The 14325-nt window shown below is 57.0% G+C and carries 21 protein-coding genes, 1 other RNA gene and 1 pseudogene; 18 read left to right on the top strand and 5 right to left on the bottom strand.

Features of this window, described 5'->3' with window-relative positions; genetic code table 11:
- Positions 1-38 precede the first annotated feature (38 nt).
- From GKE73_RS02705 to GKE73_RS02695, 3 genes are read right to left on the bottom strand one after another with little or no spacing between them, the layout of a single operon-like run.
- Positions 39-626 carry a response regulator gene (locus GKE73_RS02705; protein ID WP_280955086.1) on the bottom strand — a complete coding sequence of 196 codons (588 nt, stop codon included), beginning with the start codon at positions 624-626 and terminating at the stop codon, positions 39-41.
- A gap of 60 nt (positions 627-686) precedes the next feature.
- Positions 687-1673 carry a sensor histidine kinase gene (locus GKE73_RS02700; protein ID WP_230371382.1) on the bottom strand — a complete coding sequence of 329 codons (987 nt, stop codon included), beginning with the start codon at positions 1671-1673 and terminating at the stop codon, positions 687-689.
- Positions 1627-2157, bottom strand: coding sequence for a PAS domain-containing protein (locus tag GKE73_RS02695; RefSeq protein WP_230368994.1), 531 nt, complete (start codon positions 2155-2157; stop codon positions 1627-1629). The genes GKE73_RS02700 and GKE73_RS02695 overlap by 47 nt, the downstream gene beginning before the upstream one ends.
- A gap of 270 nt (positions 2158-2427) precedes the next feature.
- Between GKE73_RS02695 and GKE73_RS22250 the strand changes: the two genes are divergently transcribed.
- Genes GKE73_RS22250 through GKE73_RS02685 form a run of 3 tightly spaced genes read left to right on the top strand, consistent with a single transcriptional unit; the run spans position 2428 to position 4288 of the window.
- Complete coding sequence (locus tag GKE73_RS22250) at positions 2428-3435, top strand: MASE1 domain-containing protein (RefSeq protein WP_280954714.1); 1008 nt, start codon at positions 2428-2430, stop codon at positions 3433-3435.
- 35 nt (positions 3436-3470) lie between these two features.
- A complete protein-coding gene (locus GKE73_RS22245) occupies positions 3471-3905 on the top strand; it encodes a CHASE domain-containing protein (RefSeq protein WP_280954712.1) in 435 nt (144 codons plus the stop codon).
- A gap of 20 nt (positions 3906-3925) precedes the next feature.
- Positions 3926-4288: a GGDEF domain-containing protein gene (locus tag GKE73_RS02685; RefSeq protein ID WP_230368993.1), complete on the top strand. Its 363-nt coding sequence runs from the start codon at positions 3926-3928 to the stop codon at positions 4286-4288.
- A gap of 265 nt (positions 4289-4553) precedes the next feature.
- Here GKE73_RS02685 and GKE73_RS02680 read toward each other — a convergent pair whose 3' ends face one another.
- Complete coding sequence (locus tag GKE73_RS02680) at positions 4554-5276, bottom strand: XRE family transcriptional regulator (protein ID WP_376767259.1); 723 nt, start codon at positions 5274-5276, stop codon at positions 4554-4556.
- A gap of 122 nt (positions 5277-5398) precedes the next feature.
- Between GKE73_RS02680 and GKE73_RS02675 the strand changes: the two genes are divergently transcribed.
- The 3 genes from GKE73_RS02675 to GKE73_RS02665 all read left to right on the top strand — a co-directional run bounded on the left by GKE73_RS02675 (position 5399) and on the right by GKE73_RS02665 (position 6250).
- Entirely contained in the window at positions 5399-5716 is a 318-nt protein-coding gene (locus tag GKE73_RS02675; protein ID WP_230368992.1) for a helix-turn-helix domain-containing protein, read from the top strand.
- Positions 5717-5777: 61 nt separating this feature from the next.
- Positions 5778-6029: a hypothetical protein gene (locus GKE73_RS02670; protein WP_230368991.1), complete on the top strand. Its 252-nt coding sequence runs from the start codon at positions 5778-5780 to the stop codon at positions 6027-6029.
- A gap of 77 nt (positions 6030-6106) precedes the next feature.
- Positions 6107-6250, top strand: coding sequence for a hypothetical protein (locus GKE73_RS02665; protein WP_230368990.1), 144 nt, complete (start codon positions 6107-6109; stop codon positions 6248-6250).
- A 15-nt stretch (positions 6251-6265) separates the two neighbouring features.
- Here the strand turns inward: GKE73_RS02665 and GKE73_RS02660 are convergent, their stop codons facing one another.
- A complete protein-coding gene (locus GKE73_RS02660) occupies positions 6266-6886 on the bottom strand; it encodes a hypothetical protein (protein WP_230368989.1) in 621 nt (206 codons plus the stop codon).
- A gap of 78 nt (positions 6887-6964) precedes the next feature.
- On the opposite strand from GKE73_RS02660, the gene GKE73_RS02655 reads away from it, so the two are divergent.
- The 12 genes and pseudogenes from GKE73_RS02655 to GKE73_RS02600 all read left to right on the top strand — a co-directional run bounded on the left by GKE73_RS02655 (position 6965) and on the right by GKE73_RS02600 (position 14321).
- The gene (locus GKE73_RS02655) at positions 6965-9157 is read left to right on the top strand and encodes a Mu transposase C-terminal domain-containing protein (RefSeq protein ID WP_230368988.1); all 2193 of its coding nucleotides are present in this window, start codon (positions 6965-6967) and stop codon (positions 9155-9157) included.
- A 183-nt stretch (positions 9158-9340) separates the two neighbouring features.
- The gene (locus GKE73_RS02650) at positions 9341-9889 is read left to right on the top strand and encodes an AAA family ATPase (protein ID WP_230368987.1); all 549 of its coding nucleotides are present in this window, start codon (positions 9341-9343) and stop codon (positions 9887-9889) included.
- Positions 9889-10551: a hypothetical protein gene (locus GKE73_RS02645; protein WP_230368986.1), complete on the top strand. Its 663-nt coding sequence runs from the start codon at positions 9889-9891 to the stop codon at positions 10549-10551. Before GKE73_RS02650 ends, GKE73_RS02645 begins: the two co-directional genes overlap by 1 nt.
- Positions 10544-10855 (top strand): helix-turn-helix domain-containing protein, encoded by a 312-nt coding sequence (locus GKE73_RS02640; RefSeq protein WP_230368985.1) that lies wholly within the window; start codon positions 10544-10546, stop codon positions 10853-10855. Before GKE73_RS02645 ends, GKE73_RS02640 begins: the two co-directional genes overlap by 8 nt.
- Positions 10856-10857: 2 nt before the next feature.
- Positions 10858-11172, top strand: a complete 315-nt coding sequence (locus tag GKE73_RS02635; RefSeq protein ID WP_230368984.1) for an HI_1482 family protein — start codon at positions 10858-10860, stop codon at positions 11170-11172.
- Between the two features lie 13 nt (positions 11173-11185).
- Entirely contained in the window at positions 11186-11572 is a 387-nt protein-coding gene (locus tag GKE73_RS02630) for a helix-turn-helix domain-containing protein (protein WP_230368983.1), read from the top strand.
- A gap of 16 nt (positions 11573-11588) precedes the next feature.
- Positions 11589-12410, top strand: a complete 822-nt coding sequence (locus GKE73_RS02625) for a helix-turn-helix domain-containing protein (RefSeq protein WP_230368982.1) — start codon at positions 11589-11591, stop codon at positions 12408-12410.
- Positions 12407-12766: a hypothetical protein gene (locus GKE73_RS02620; RefSeq protein ID WP_230368981.1), complete on the top strand. Its 360-nt coding sequence runs from the start codon at positions 12407-12409 to the stop codon at positions 12764-12766. Before GKE73_RS02625 ends, GKE73_RS02620 begins: the two co-directional genes overlap by 4 nt.
- 2 nt (positions 12767-12768) lie before the next feature.
- Positions 12769-13380, top strand: a complete 612-nt coding sequence (locus GKE73_RS02615) for a DUF3164 family protein (RefSeq protein WP_230368980.1) — start codon at positions 12769-12771, stop codon at positions 13378-13380.
- Positions 13381-13390: 10 nt separating this feature from the next.
- The gene (locus GKE73_RS02610; RefSeq protein ID WP_230368979.1) at positions 13391-13723 is read left to right on the top strand and encodes a hypothetical protein; all 333 of its coding nucleotides are present in this window, start codon (positions 13391-13393) and stop codon (positions 13721-13723) included.
- Positions 13724-13879: 156 nt separating this feature from the next.
- A pseudogene (locus GKE73_RS24500) lies at positions 13880-14080 on the top strand (HU family DNA-binding protein); the annotation flags it as partial.
- Between the two features lie 178 nt (positions 14081-14258).
- An RNA gene (locus tag GKE73_RS02600) (hammerhead ribozyme type II) lies at positions 14259-14321 on the top strand.
- Positions 14322-14325: the final 4 nt, after the last annotated feature.

Here is a 14325-nt window from a genome sequence, read left to right as displayed (position 1 = left end):
GCGGCTGCCCGGCTTGCTGAAACTGCGGGCATGCAGCTCTACCCATTGTGGTTTGCCGGCGTTTTAAGCGTTGCCAATTGCACCACGGTATTGAGAGGGCGGCCCTGTTCCAGCAGGGGTTGCAACTGCTGCCGGTCGTCGCTATGCAGGCTGTTGAGGAAGGCGTCCTTGCTTCCGTCTGGCAACGGTGCCTGCTGGTCAAAAATGCGGTCAAACTCCCCGCCGACATGAAAGGCCTGTTGCTCACCATCCCATTCCCATACGCCGAGCGCGGCGGCTTCCACTGCTAGTTGTAGTTGGCGTTGCTGGCGTTCGCCTTCTTGTGTCGCCTGACAACACGCCAGCGCCATGCGTACGGTGGCATTGAGTTCGCGCAGCTGGTATGGCTTGAGCAGGTAGCCATAGGGTGCGCTGTTTTCTGCCTGACGCAGGATGTCCTCTTCCGCGTAAGCCGTGAGAAAAATCGACGGAATCTGCTGCTGTTCACGAATTTGCCGTGCGGCTTCGGTGCCGCTCAGTTGTCCGGCCAGATGGATATCCATCAACACCAGATCCGGGCGATGGCAGGCCGCCTGCCGGATGGCTTCTTCGCCGGTGGCGCACAGGCCAACCACGCGGTAGCCCAGATTTTCCGGTTATGGCGTAAATCGAGCGCAACGATGCTCTCGTCTTCCACAATGAGTAAGCTACCGAGCGTCATCTGCGCTCTCCTCATGACTGGAGCCGGTAAAGCGGAGACTAATACGGGTGCCGCCTTCCGGCTTGCGCTGCAGTTCCCATTGCCCTTTCAGCTGCTCCACCAGCATGGGCAGCAGCTGAAACCCCAACGTGGGGACGGCTCCGGGCTGTATGTGATCTGGAATGCCAATACCATCGTCGTTGATCTGCAACTCGGCCTGATGATTGGCGCTGCCGGACAGCACCACCTCAATGTTGCCCGAACGTCCGTCGGGAAACGCGTGCTTCAGGGCGTTGGTGACCAGTTCATTCACCAGCAACCCGCATGGAATGGCGCGTTGCAAATCCAGAAACACCGGGGTGTCCAGGCCGCGATGTGTCAATTGCACCTGCTGGCCGTCCGGATTCATGCTGTGATGCAATAAAATCAGCAGCCGCTGCAGGTAAACACCAATGTGCACGCGGGAAAAGTCACCGCGCTCGTACAGCAGCTGGTGGATCAGCGCCATGGCCTTGACATGATTCTGGCTCTCCGCCATCACGCGGCGGGTTTCTGCGCTGGCATGTCGGGTTTGCAGGTTGAGCAGGCTGGAAATCACCTGCAGATTGTTTTTGACCCGATGATGCACTTCATTCAGTAGCGCGGTCTTTTCCCGTAACGACTGTTCGATCTGGGCCTGCGCCGCCATGCGGGCGCTCATGTCGGTAATGGTGGCCAGTACCTGCAGGCCATCGCTGTTATGCAGTGGTGACAGGCCGACTTCGGCCGGGAACTCACTACCGTCGCGGCGTTGTCCGATGATGCCGCGTTGCTGACCCGGGCTGCGCCCGGTCGGGCAATGCAGGTAAGCGGTGACCAGATCGTCATGGCGCGGCAGGAAACGCGCCGGGATCAGGATCGACAGCGGTTGGCCGATCAACTCTTCGCGGCGATAGCCAAACATCGCTTCAGCCGCCGGGTTGACCAGCACAATGACACCGTGCTGGTCGATCATGATCAGCCCGTCCAGTGCTGATTCCACCACCTGCTGGCAACGCGCCTCGATTTTTTGCCACTGGCGTTCTGCCTGCCGCTCGCGCGACACCTCGCGCACCATGGCGATGACGCCAGGCGATTTCATCGTGACGGTTGCGGTAGGGCAGGTAGCTGGCAATCCACTCGCGTGGCGCGTGTTCGCCTGTATGGGGTGGCGGCACGCAGCCTTCCACGTCCATCAGGGCAACGCCGCTGTCGATGACCTGACGCAGCAGCGGTTCCAGCATTGGGGCAAGGTCGGGCAATACTTCACGCACAGGCTTAGCCCGGTGTTCGTCAACGCTGCGGCCATTGGCTTCGGCCAACAACGGGTTGATCAGGCAATAGCGCAGCTGGCGGTCGATGACGGCAAGGCCGAACGGCCGCGCACTGAACAGCGCAAGCCATAGCCCCGCCGGGTCCGTGTCGTCGGGCAACGTGCCAAACATGGTGGCATCCGTCATGCGTTGCTTCCCCCTTGTGCCTGAATGGCCGTGTTGACGACCAGCGGTAGCGATAAGGCTGACTGCTTCACAAAACTTTTATTATCCGGATTGGATATGACAAAACGGCTGCTGGCAATTGAGTTATGCAATGTCCATGCCAAAAATGCCATTTTGTTGGCGTGATACCACTCTTGCTTAAGCAGCAATGCCTGCGTTACGGATGAGGTCGCCGTGAGAGGCCGTCGGCCCTCGCGGCCCCCTCTTTGATCTGAGTGTGCATTATGTTGGATGGATGATGCTATTCTGTCGCACTGTTATAACTGGTCGACCAATTCTGGCTTCGTGATGGGGGAATGCCACTTGCGTTTCAGTATCGCTCCTACACTCGTGCTTGCTGTCGTTTACGCGGTGGTAGGTGTGCTCTCGCTCTATCCGGCGATTCCTCCCGGTTATACCGCCCCCATTTTTCCGTCTGCGGGGATTGCCCCGGTGACCCTGTTGCTCTGGGGGCGCGGCAAATGGCCGGGCGTGTGGCTTGGCTCCTTGCTGGTGCAGTGCGCCGCGGGCTGGCAATCCAGCGTGCATGGCTGGAGTCTGCTGGCGTTGTTGCTGGTGCCATCGGCTGCCACGGTACAGGCGCTGGCGGGGGGGGCGTTGATACGGCTGGTGGGTTGGCCGAACCGGCTGGATGCCCCGTTTACCATCGCCAAGCTCTATCTGCTGGTCATCCCCCTGTCGTGTCTGGTGTGTTCCGGTATCAGCGTGCCGGTGCTGACGCTGTTGGGCGTCATCCCGCCGGACGATGCCGTCTTCAATGGCTGGAACTGGTGGCTGGGCGATACCTTTGGCGGCTTGCTGGTGTTCCCCCTGATGATGGCGTTGTTCGGCCAACCCCGCTCGTTGTGGCAGCCCAGACGCCCGGCGATTGTGCTGCCCATGGTCGCCGTCACCGCCATGCTGGCGGTGTTGAGCCTGTTGGTTCATCACTGGGAGTCGCTGCGCATTCAGGCGCAGTTCAATCGTGACGCCAGCCAGATCGAACAGCTGGTGAAAAAACGTCTGGAAATCCAGTTGAACGCGGTGTTGTCGCTACAGCAGCTAATGACGTTCCAGCCCGATTCCAGCCGCCGCGACTGGCTGCAAGCCACCACGCCGTGGCTGGCACGCTTCAGCGGTACGCAAAACCTTGGCTGGAGTCCGCTGGTGCAGCGCGGTAGCCGTGAGGGCTTTGAACAGCGTCTGGCGCAGGAAATGCGCGACAATCACTTCTCCATCCCGGCGCGTGACAGTGCTTAAGCAAAACCTTTGTTTCCCCCTCGGCCGCACGCTATTTGCCGATCACCTATGTCGAACCGTTTGCCAGCAACAGCAAGGTGCTGGGGCTGGATATCCTGTCTTCCCCCATTCTGGCGGCGGCCGTGCGGCGGACCGAGCAATCCGGCCAGCCGGAAGCCACCGGAGCCATCCGTCTGGTACAGGAAAATCGCCAACAACGCGGTATTGTTGTGTATCAGGCGGTGTTTGGCCGCTCCAACTCCGCGCTGATCGAACCCAATCAATTGCTGGGCATCGTCTCCAGCGTATTCCGCATGGACGATATCCCGGAGTCGGCGCTGGCTCATGCCGAACGCCGCGATATTGACGTCTGCTTGATGGATAAACAGGGCTCTACCGGCAGTAAGCGCCTGTCCGGGCCAGAAGGTTGTGCGCATGAAGGCTGGTTTGGCCGTCATCCGCACCTGACCAGCAGCTTCCAGTTTGCTTAAGCCGTATCTGGTCGCTACGCTTGCGTGCCAACGACAGTTACCTGTCTGGCATGCGCAGTTGGCTGGAATGGGCAACGTTTGTCGGTGGGCTGGCCATGACCGGGCTGTTTGGCGGTTTCCTGCTGATTCTCACCGGCTATACGCGCCGGGTGGAAAGCAAGGTGACCGCGCGCACCGCCGAGTTGGCCGAAGCCAACCAGCAATTGCAAAACCAGCTGGATGCCACCCGTCAGGCCGAAGCGCGCGTCGAGTTTCTTGCCCATCATGACAGCCTCACCGGCTTGCCTAACCGTGCGTTCTGGCTGACGCGCAGCCGTCATGCCATGGCGCAAGGGCAGCACAACTGTGGTTGTGCAGGAAGTATTGCAGTGAGGGAAAGCTAGTGGGAAGACCCGGGATGATATGGGATGATCCGCGCCAGTATTAGATTTCAGCCCGGATTAACCAGTCAAAATACACTGGGCGCCGCCGTTGCATTGAGGCCGCGACAAACACAAAACATTTGCGCGGCCTTTTGCGTTAAGAATTAAACGCTACATTAGATCTGACGGCCGAACCAGACAACACGGCCAATCACCGCGAAGTCCGCCTCAGGGCTGATCATATCGATAACGAACGGTTCATACACCTCATTAGCACTCAATATCTTCAACTTCGATCCGGTAGCTTCTGGACACGTTTCACAATCAGATCCCCATCCATCCGAAGCACATACAGACCGCTGGTTGGAGCGGTATCGGCATGATTAACAAGGATCACATCCTTGTTATTCAGTACACCCTCCATTGAGTCCCCCTTCACCGACAGTACAGACAAGTCCTTAGGGTCTACGCGCAGATAGTTTTCTATCCAGTAGCGCCGGAAAGACATTGAGAACATCGGTGCTTCACCTGCAACAGCCGCACCATGCCCTGCTGCAGCCTTGAGGTTGTAGCGAGGAATGAAAACAAACTCCTCTAGATCAACAGGATTGCCAAGCGTGTCATGGCATTCGCAAGACCCTGTCTTGGCGGATGGCTGAGAGGAATCCGTACCAAGAGGCGACCAGTTCGCTTTGAGCATCTCCCCTAACCCCAGCAGCAGCCAATCCGGGTGAACCCCATACAAGACTGAAATAAGGGCAAGCAGGGATGCTTTCGGCTCGCGCTTTCCATCCTCATACAGCTGTAATGAGCTTCTGGTGATACCCGTGTACTCCGCGAACTGATCGCGAGTGTGCCCTGCAATATCTGTTCTAACCTTCTTAATCCGTTCGCCGAACTTAGAAAACTCTATTTGAGGTTTTTCGGAGCAACTCCGAACAAACCTTTCCAAGGCTTCTCCGACCCTACTGGTATACGCAACCTCTTGTTTATCAATAGATTTAGTCATAAAAACCTCAAAAGTACACGTTAAATAACTCCGAAAGAAGTCCGAAATGCAAAAACGAGGTTGCACATCTACTTCTTTCGGAGTTACTATGCACCCATGATTTCAACTGTTTGGGGTTGCTCATGAGTGCATTACAAGCCGTAAAAAAAACCGCCGAGGACTGGCACCGGGCGGACATCGTAGCGGCACTACACAAGGCTGGCTGGTCTCTTCGCAAGCTGTCTGAAGGTGCAGGCTTGAGCGCTGGAACGCTCAAATCAGCCTTAGATAGACCTTATCCGAAGGCGGAAGAAATTATCGCAACCGCTATTGGAGTAGATGCAAAAGAAATTTGGCCAAGCCGCTACGCAAAGCGCCATTTTAAGCCGGTTTTCCCAACTATTCCCCTTTCGTCTGCAAATACGCCAGCGGCATCCCGCACGGCTGTTGCTGTTAAGTGAATGGTAGGGGCGAACAGACCTAATGGCTACTACACAGATTCTCTGCGTAAGGAGTAATGCCATGAGAAACAACGGCGGGAAAACCCGCAGACCTACAAGCCTTGTAGAGGCTTTCGATCTTGATGAAGCCAATGCCCTTAAAGCACACCGCCGCCCGCGCAAGCAGATGGAAGAGCTGATGGGTACCAACCGCTCAACTTATGCTCGCTGGGTGTCCGACTGCGAGATGCCTGCTGGCCGATTGCTGCAGTTCTCGGTGCTTTGCGGATCGGCCAATGTCATTGAGTACCGGCTATTGCTTGCGGAAAGCTAGTTGTCAGCATCCCGACAGGTAAAAAAGCCAGCTCAAGCGACCTAGGCGAAATGCAGGCCAACTTCGGAAAAGTCGTGATGCTCCCGGAACAGTTTTACCGGGGACAGTCCGACCTGCCGGAAACCCTCAGCGTATTGAATGAGGTGCTCTCGCAGGTGGCGTACCACCGCGAGAACGTCATCAAAACCGGGCAACCGGAACTTGAACTGTTTGAGGAGTAGGCCGTGAGAACGTGGCTAATCGATAAGGCCGGACATCTTTCGAGCCTCCTTCTCAAGCTCTCCAAGCGTATGCGTGCTGTGCTGGGTAAATCCACATGCGCAGACGTGGGTGATCTGATGTCTGAAAGGGAAGCTTACTTTGCGCCGTTCTGCCAAGTGTCCACGGCATCGGGGACACAGTGGGCCTGCGAGGGCCATGGGTGCTTTTACGTGCTCAAGGCTAAGAACGTTGAAGAAAAGGCCTCCGTAGCGGAATTGCTTTACTACGCACACATCACTTTTCCCATTGCACTGGAGGGCTGCATCGAAGAATCGGACATCTGGCTCACGCGTATGCAATCGCTGTTCGAGGCTGGCCTTGGCGTTCCGCTGAAGTACCTCAGCCAGGCCAAACAGTCCCAAGAAAGAAGCTGCCAGCCATATCGGAGTGTGTTCAAAAAGTGCCATCACGATGCCGATTGCCACGATGGTCAGCAATGCAGAAATGGTCCCGGTTGCCATGACTGCCCGATTCAACACTTTCTCCGTCGTTCTTAGTAACTCTTTCACGAGGGCTTTCCAATGAAGGTTTATGACATGCACGTTTGCGGCCTGCATCGCCATTCTACCCAAATTGGCAGAGTCCTCACCCAGCAAGGAGGCCGGGCATGAGCCAGGTCGAACTTAAAACACACTACAGCGCAGCTGAACTGGCTTCGATGAAACTGCCAGGGCTTGCCTGAAAGTGAGCGCGGCTTGCAACTTGCAGCCAGCCGCAATGCATGGGAATCCCGCAAGCGCAAAGGTCGTGGCGGTGGCCAAGAATACGCCATCACTAGTCTTCCGCTTGAGGCAATCAATGCCATCAAGAACCGCGCTGCCGCTGATGCCCATATCAGTCAACTGATGGACCCGAAGACTGCACCGGCCAAAGCGAACAATTCCAAGGTTCCCAGCACCCAGATCGGCCTGCTGGATGCCGAAGCCCGCCGCGAGTCAGACCAGGCCGTGCTGCTTCGGCTGCCACATCTGACTGTGAAGCAGGTTGCCCGCTTCGAAGCCCGCCGCGCCGTTGTGATGGCTTGGTATGGTTTTCTGAAACTGCGTGGCATGAAGCCAACCAATGCCTTGTATGAGGGATTTGTCAGTCATTTCAATGCAGGTCATCTGCAGGCCAACAAAGTGCAGTACCCAGAGCTGGCCCCGGCCACGGCCGGGGTGATCACCAGCATTGCCCTGCGCACTCTGCAACTGTGGGTGTCTGACTATGAAAAAGTCGGCCTTGCCGCCTTTGTCGATGGTAATGACGGCGCACACCGTAAGGGCAAATGCACGATCAGTGTGCAGAAGGATTTGCATGATTTCACCGTCGCCATGGTGGTGGCCAATCCGCATGTAAAGCCAGTTCACCCGGAGGATGCCGCCAAGGCCCGCTTTGATGGCCATGCCTCTATCAAGGTGCCGAGTTACCACGCTTTCCGCCGCTTCCTGAATGAGTGGAAAAAGCAGAACGCTGAGCTGTTCACCGCTATTTCCAACCCGGACCAGTGGAAAAACAGCTTCATGGTGGCGCAAGGCTCCTCCTCTGAAGACGTACTGCGCCTGAATCAACGCTGGGAGTTTGACTCCACACCGGCCGACCTGATGCTGGCAGATGGCCGCCACTGCCTGCTGGGCGTGATCGACGTCTGGGGCCGCAACGCCAAGCTGCTGGTGGCCAAGTCCTCCCGGGCCGTGGGTGTTGGTGCCTTGGTACGTGCTGCCCTGCTGGATTGGGGTAAGTGCGAAGAGGCGAAGACCGATAACGGTCAGGAATACGTGGGCGTCTATGTCGATGACGTTTTCCGCGCCTTGGACATCGAACAGACCAAGTGCCCGCCGTTCCAGCCATGGCACAAGCCGCACATTGAGCACTTCTTCCATACCTTCAGCCACGATCTGCTGGAGTTGCTGCCCGGTTACATCGGCCACAACGTGGCTGACCGCAAGGCCATTGAGGCCCGCAAGGCCTTCAGTGAGCGGCTGTTCACCAAGAACGAGGTGGTGGACGTAGCAATGACCGCAGCAGAACTGCAGGCCTTTTGTGATGACTGGCTGGTGCGATACCACAACCGTAAGCACAGCGCACTGGGAATGAGTCCGTTCGAGAAGGCTGCGTCCTGGACAGGTTCGGTGGAGCGCATCGAAAACCCGCGTTTGCTGGATGTCCTGCTGGCCGAACGCATCCAGCGCACGGTCCAGAAGAAGGGTCTGAAGATCGACGATGCCCGGTTTATCGCCCCGGAACTGGCCGTCAACCTGGTTGGCCGCGATGTCCAGGTGCGACTGGATCCGCTGGATCTGGGCCGCGTGTACGTGTTCCACGATGGCCAGTTTATCTGCGTAGCCGAGTGCCCGGAGCGTACCGGTATGAACCGCCGTGAAGTCGCCCAGAAGGCCAAGAAAATGCAGGCCGCCGAGGTCGGTCGCCAGAAACGCGAACTCAAGGCCATGGCCCGCAAGGTCAATACCGACGACGTGGTGCAAGAAATCCTGCGCCACAACGCCGCCCGGGCTGGGACGCTGGTAGCCATGCCGAAGCCGACCTCCCCGGTCAATACCGCAGGTACCCGTGCTGCCGCCGCAGCGACCAATGCCGTTGATCGCGGAATGCATGCCCAGATTCCGGCTGCCGTACAACGCCACCTCGGCCAGTCAACCCCCGCACCGGTGATTAGCCTGCCGCAGAGCGACGAAACCAAGTTCCGTCAGTGGCTGGAGCTTGACGCCATGGCTAGGAGCGGCCAAGCGCTGCCAGCCGACAAAGTGAAGTTTTACGAAGGCTGGCAGAAGACTGCTCGCTTCCGGTACAGATGCAAAAGTACCTGCAACGTTCTACCCAAGATATCGCCCTCGCTGGCAATCATTAATAGGAGAGAAGAACAATGATTTGCGCTGCCAATAAAACTGCTGACATTACCAATGTTGATCTGATGCACGCCACTACCCTGCGGCTGCTTGGCCGCCCGGCTGGCTCTGATGGCATGGCTGTGCTGTATGGCCCTTCCGGCTTCGGTAAAACCCAGGGCTGCCACTCAAGCCTACCTGCGTCACAACGGCTATTTCGTCCGTATGTCAGACCAGTGGACCTGCAAAACCTTCCTGCAGAAGATCCTCATCGAAATGGACATCCAGCCTGAAAGAACCGGGTCGGCGATGCTGGATCAGGTCGCTCAGCAGCTGTCAGCCAGTAGTCGTCCATTATTCATTGATGAAGCTGACTACGCCGCCGATAAGCCGCGTCTGGTACAGCTGATCCGTGACATCCACGACAACAGCTATAAGGCCAGCATCATCCTGATAGGCGAAGAAGCCTTGCCGCGCAAGCTTTCAACTTGGGAACGCTTCCATTCCCGCGTACTGGACTGGGTTCCCGCCCAACCGGTGAGCCTAGAGGATGCTCGCAAGCTAGTGCCGATCTACTGCGAGGACATGCCGGTTGCTGATGACCTACTGCAATTGGTGGTTGACGAGGCACGTGGCTCCGTTCGCCGCGTAGGAAACAACCTCAATTTGATCCGTGAAGAAGGTCTGTCCGAAGGTTGGGATACAGCGACCTTGGCCAACTGGGGGAACCGTACCCTTTACACCGGCAAGGCTCCGACCCGGAGGCTGCCGTAATGACCGAAACCCGTCGCAAAGTGCCAGGCCGCCGACCAGCCCATCTGGAAATGGCTGGAGGCAAGCCGAAGCGTCAATGCATCTGGGAGGCTATCCGCACGCTGAAGGAATTCAACCTGATCAATGCGGCCCACAAGTCAGATGTAGACATTGAGACCACCAAGACCTACCTACAAACGCTAGAGCGGGCTGGCTTCATTGAAGACGTGTCCGGTAAGCGCGGCGGCCACGATGACAAATGCTGGAAACTTGCTCGTGATATCGGCATAGAGGCCCCACGCCTGACAAAGGAGGGAAAACCGGTCACCCAAGGTATGGGAACAACCAATATGTGGCGCGTGATGCGCTTGGCCAAGGGTGACTTTGACTATCTAGACATCGCCCGTTCGGCCTCTACCCCGGACCACCAGGTCAAGCCGGAAACCGCCCGCAGCTACCTGAAGGCACTGCATCAGGCCGGATATCTGGATATGGCAGTCCCTCCGTTGACCAAGCCGAACTGCAAGGGTGGGAAAACCCCAGCCCGCTGGCGTCTGCTTCCGTTCAACCGGATCAACAGCAAAAAGCCCGGCCCACGTGCTCCGATGATTCAGCGTCTGAAGCGTGTTTTTGACCCGAACTGGGCAGAAGTGGTGTTCCGGGAGGAGGCCGACGATGAATGAATCGCTTGAAGTATTGCGCCAAGCCGTTGAACAGCAAGGTCAATCGGCCGTAGCAAAAACCTTGGGCTACTCCCGCAGCACCATCAGCCTGGTGCTGGCCGGAAAGTACCCCGGACGTACCGATCAGGTACTGGCTCGGGTGAATGAAGAGCTTGGCAAGGTGGCTTGCCCATATACGGGGGAAACCATCGCATTGACAGAGTGTATGACCATTTCAGCCAGAAAGGCTCCCACCCATAACCGCGTCAAGATGGCGTACTGGCAAGCCTGCCAACAGTGCAAAAACTGCTGCAAAGGAGACTGATCATGTTAATGAGCACGACCCATTTACGTACCCATTCAACCCGGCAAGTTAACGCGGCGGTGCTGGATGCCACGCATAAAGCGGCCCGCGCCATTGAGGCGTTGAGCGAGAACGGCTTCACGGTCACCGACGTCGAGTTGAAAAGTGTGTCTCGCCCGACCATCCGCATTCAGACCAGTGGCCAGTGCCACACCCTGATCGCCAAGGGCGAGGCGGTGTACTTCAGTTTTGGCAAGCGTGAGCGTGTGGGCCAGTACCGCGAAGGACAGTTCCAGCTGGGCGGTTGCCGCATCGTTTGGACAGAAATCGGAAATTAATCAGGAGATGACCATGCAAGAACAAACCGTAGCCCGTGACTACCGCGCCATGCGCCGTGCCCTTGGCCTGAATCAATCGCAGTTCTGGAGTGCCGTCAAAGTCACCCAGTCTGGCGGCTCCCGCTATGAAAGCGGCCGCAAAGCCCCAGTGCAGGTCGATGAGATGGTGCGCCTTCGCCACGAGCTGGGCATTGATACCACGCTCATCACCCCGGAAAACGCCGACGTGATCCGCGCCATTCTGCTGAAGGAACTGGATGCCAAGGAGTTGCTGGATATGGCTAACCGTTGCCGTGAGTTGATGGTCAATGTCGGGAAGGTGGCGACGGATCTGGTCGAGACCTCGGTTGGGGTCAACACGATGCTGACCGGCAAACCCGCCTGCGTTGAGGTGCAGTGACATGGAGAACGCAAAAGTGCTTGAACAGCAGGTGCTGGCTGCCTTGTCCGAACACAAACATGGCCGCTCGACTAAAGAACTCGCCCAACAGCTGGGGCGTAGCGTGGCGGAACTGACCCCAGAGCTGTTGCAGCTTGAGGGCCAAAACAAGGTCAACCGCCGCGATGTCGGTAACGAACTGATTTGGCAGTTCGGACCCGGAAAGCACGTGGTCGCGGAGGCCAAGCCGAATGACAAGCAGAACGTTCCTGCCCGGGTTAAGCGGATATTGATGGGCGTAGGCAAAACCGGGATGACATCGGCCCAACTGGTGGATCAAGTGGTTGGCTCACCGGCAGCAGTCAACACCGCACTGCAGTTCTACCGCAAAAAGGATCAGGTCAAGCGCCATGACAATGGCCACTGGTATTGGGTCTCCAATACCGATCAGTCCGTCGCCAAGGAAAGCAAACAGGCCCGTCATGCCGACTCCAACACGGATACCGAAGTGGCCGGGAAGGGGAACGTAAACGATGACATGAGCGCTCCAGACTGCAGCCCGATTCCGTTGATTGGCTCCATTGGTGATGACGGCACTGTAGAGCTGTTTGAGAGCGCACCTGAACGCTTCAAGGTGCTATTCCCCTCGCATGTGTCGGGCAAGAAACCGGTAGAACTGTCGCCATCCAAGCCCAAAGAAGAAGTGCCGTTTAACTGCCTGTTGGATCAAGCCGGGTGGCTTTATCTGGACCTGACGAACGGCAGCACGACGGTACTCAGCCCGGATGAAACCGATCAGTTGTACCAGTTTTTGCACCGGTTACAGCCAGTCATGCCGCAACGGGAGTTGCTGGCATGACGCAGGACAGCGAGCTGGATGACACGACCAAGGCAAGGTTGGCCGAAGAGGTTGAGCGTCTGGTTGGCATGGGCATGGACCGGAAGAAGGCCCGGCGCATTGTGTGGGATGACTATCTGGACGAGCTGGCGGTCTATGCCACACCGGTGGTCGCCACCGCACCAGAGCCACCACAGCCCGAGCCTAGCCCACCAGACACCCCGGTACCGGAGCCGCCACCGGATAAACCACCATCGCCGCCGTCACGAAAACGATTCTGGCGGGCAGCCGATGAAGTGGCGATGACGCCGGAGTGGCTGCAAAAGAACCGGGCCGAACTGGCCAAAGTAAAGCGATTAGTAGGACTGAGGAAATAACCATGAATGCCATCCCCCGTGGATACAAAAAGGACGCCAAGGGACGCTTGATTCCGGTCGAGACCATCAAGCCTATCGATATCGCCCGTGATGAGCTGGTGAGTGAAATCGTCAAGAAAGCCGTTGAGGTCAAAGCACATCTGGCCACGTTCAAGGCCACGGCCTTTGCCGATATCCAGGCCTTCATTGAGCTGTCAGGCGAACGCTACGGGGCCAAGGTCGGTGGTGCCAAGGGCAATGTGTCTCTGACCACCTTTGATGGCCGCTACCAGATCAAGCGGGCGGTATCCGACACGCTGACGTTTGACGAGGGACTGCAGGCCGCCAAGGCGCTGATCGATGAATGCGTCCATGAATGGACAGAGGGAGCACGTAGCGAGATCCGTGCCCTGATCAACGATGCCTTCAACGTCGACAAGGAGGGAAAGATTTCAACCGGCCGCATCCTCGGTTTGCGTCGTCTGGAGATTCAGGACGAGAAATGGCAACGCGCCATGACGGCCCTCAGTGACTCGGTACGGGTGCAGTGCTCCAAGTCATACATCCGCGTCTACGAGCGGGTTGGCGAGGCAGACCAGTACCAGCCCATTCCTCTTGATATCGCGGGGGTGTGAGATGGAGCGGGTGGATAGCCTCATTGAGCGGGTAATGAAGAAGCATCCAGGGACAAGTCCCGCCGCCTTACTGAAGTATTTCGAAGAGGTACATCAAGAGTTGGCCCCGTTAGCGCGTGCGTTGGAAACCATGATGGATCATGCCAATGAGGCCAAAAACAATGCTGTAGCGGCAGAACGTATAGCCATTCTGGAGCGGGTAAATGCGCTGATTCGTACTGGAAATCTTACCGAGCCATCCCACAGCGAGCGTAATGGAATCGTTCTGGCATACAACGCCATCACTGCTATGGGAGATGTTTCCAAAGGAGATTTAGATGGCCATTTGCATCAACTGCAGTGAGGAAATTGACTGGTTCAAGTTTGTAAAGGCAGATGTTTTTACGAGCAGCCTAAACCAACGTCAGACCGTCGATTTGGTACTCAAGTGCCCGTACTGCGACCAGGGAATATAACGACTTCATCTTGGTTGAGAACTTAAAACCAGTCGGGGAGTTAGATGCCACCTAGTGTTGGTAATTACAGGCTACTGATTCGCAACCTGCGTACCGGGAACATTCCCAAACATTCAATTTTTCACCTGATAAGGGACTTCAACATGACTAAACAAGAACTGATCACCAACCTGGCCGAAAAATCTGGTCTGTCCAAAGCCGACGTTCTGCGCGTTGTCGATGCACTGGAACAAAACATCCATCAAGAACTGGCCAAAGGCGGCGAGATCGTGCTGGCCAGCACCGGCAAGTTCAAGGTCAAGGATGTGCTTAAGCTCGAGCTGCTCGCAACCCGAAAACCGGCGAAACCATTCAAGTGCTTAAGCCAAACGCAAGGTCGTTTTTGCTCCATCCAAGGCACTGAAAGACGCCATCGCTTAACCCATGCGAAACCGCCGTGAGGCGGTCTGTCTGGCGTGGTGGCCAGTCACTGATGAGCAGCCGAGGAAAA

This window comes from Paludibacterium denitrificans, from assembly GCF_009707705.1.
GTDB lineage: Bacteria > Pseudomonadota > Gammaproteobacteria > Burkholderiales > Chromobacteriaceae > Paludibacterium_A > Paludibacterium_A denitrificans.
This window is presented reverse-complemented; position numbering and strand designations above follow the sequence as displayed.

Excerpts from the sequence above, each read along its gene's own strand:
- GKE73_RS02630 (WP_230368983.1), top strand. The coding sequence starts at position 11,186 with ATGCAAGAACAAACCGTAGCCCGTGACTACCGCGCCATGCGCCGTGCC.
- GKE73_RS02635 (WP_230368984.1), top strand. The coding sequence starts at position 10,858 with ATGTTAATGAGCACGACCCATTTACGTACCCATTCAACCCGGCAAGTT.
- GKE73_RS02650 (WP_230368987.1), top strand. The coding sequence starts at position 9,341 with ATGTCAGACCAGTGGACCTGCAAAACCTTCCTGCAGAAGATCCTCATC.
- GKE73_RS02665 (WP_230368990.1), top strand. The coding sequence starts at position 6,107 with ATGCTCCCGGAACAGTTTTACCGGGGACAGTCCGACCTGCCGGAAACC.
- GKE73_RS02645 (WP_230368986.1), top strand. The coding sequence starts at position 9,889 with ATGACCGAAACCCGTCGCAAAGTGCCAGGCCGCCGACCAGCCCATCTG.
- GKE73_RS02695 (WP_230368994.1), bottom strand. The coding sequence starts at position 2,157 with ATGACGGATGCCACCATGTTTGGCACGTTGCCCGACGACACGGACCCG.
- GKE73_RS02620 (WP_230368981.1), top strand. The coding sequence starts at position 12,407 with ATGACGCAGGACAGCGAGCTGGATGACACGACCAAGGCAAGGTTGGCC.
- GKE73_RS02675 (WP_230368992.1), top strand. The coding sequence starts at position 5,399 with ATGAGTGCATTACAAGCCGTAAAAAAAACCGCCGAGGACTGGCACCGG.
- GKE73_RS02640 (WP_230368985.1), top strand. The coding sequence starts at position 10,544 with ATGAATGAATCGCTTGAAGTATTGCGCCAAGCCGTTGAACAGCAAGGT.
- GKE73_RS22250 (WP_280954714.1), top strand. The coding sequence starts at position 2,428 with ATGGATGATGCTATTCTGTCGCACTGTTATAACTGGTCGACCAATTCT.
- GKE73_RS02615 (WP_230368980.1), top strand. The coding sequence starts at position 12,769 with ATGAATGCCATCCCCCGTGGATACAAAAAGGACGCCAAGGGACGCTTG.
- GKE73_RS02670 (WP_230368991.1), top strand. The coding sequence starts at position 5,778 with ATGAGAAACAACGGCGGGAAAACCCGCAGACCTACAAGCCTTGTAGAG.
- GKE73_RS02700 (WP_230371382.1), bottom strand. The coding sequence starts at position 1,673 with ATGATCGACCAGCACGGTGTCATTGTGCTGGTCAACCCGGCGGCTGAA.
- GKE73_RS02680 (WP_376767259.1), bottom strand. The coding sequence starts at position 5,276 with ATGACTAAATCTATTGATAAACAAGAGGTTGCGTATACCAGTAGGGTC.